The 559-nt window shown below is 54.2% G+C and carries 1 protein-coding gene; it reads right to left on the bottom strand.

Annotated features, from left to right (window positions below):
* The coding region (locus tag EHO01S_RS17245; protein ID WP_024525093.1) for an Rpn family recombination-promoting nuclease/putative transposase at nt 1–559 on the bottom strand (559 nt) is incomplete at both ends.

Genomic DNA, 559 nt, shown 5'->3' with positions numbered 1-559 from the left:
GCTGCATACCTTTCTGCATGCCTTTCTGTTCAAGTTGTTCAGCGATGGTCATCAGCGTGTCTCCATGTTGCGGCACTTGCGATGCCAGAGTGGTTAACAGGGCCTCCGGGTTTTGTGTCTCCCCCACCTGGAACATATAGTTCATCAGGGAGCGCACCTGCTTTTCGGTAGTGTAGCCTGCCAACAGTAACGTGACCACCTGGTTTAGCAACTCAGCCAGGTCACGCTGCCGGATATGCTTCTGCAGCAGCTCCAGCAAGGCGATGCGCTTGTGCTGCATGATGTCGTCATCCGGGATGACGGTAATATCCACCAACGGGAAATCACCGCAGTATAGCTGCCTGGCCAACGCCGGGTTGGCAAACTCCTGTAGCCAGGACAGGCTGTAGGGATACGGCGACGTCTGCCCCTGGTAGAACAGGATGGGTATCACCAGAGGCAATGTGTCGTGGCCAGCATCGAGGTGTTGTTGCATGGCAGCAATCGCATAACGCATCAAACGAAATGCCATGTGCTTGTCCGGTCGGGATTGATGCTCGATCAATGTATAGATAAAACC

The sequence above is a fragment of the Edwardsiella hoshinae NBRC 105699 = ATCC 33379 genome, from assembly GCF_000474215.1.
Taxonomy (GTDB): Bacteria; Pseudomonadota; Gammaproteobacteria; order Enterobacterales; family Enterobacteriaceae; genus Edwardsiella; species Edwardsiella hoshinae.
This window is presented reverse-complemented; position numbering and strand designations above follow the sequence as displayed.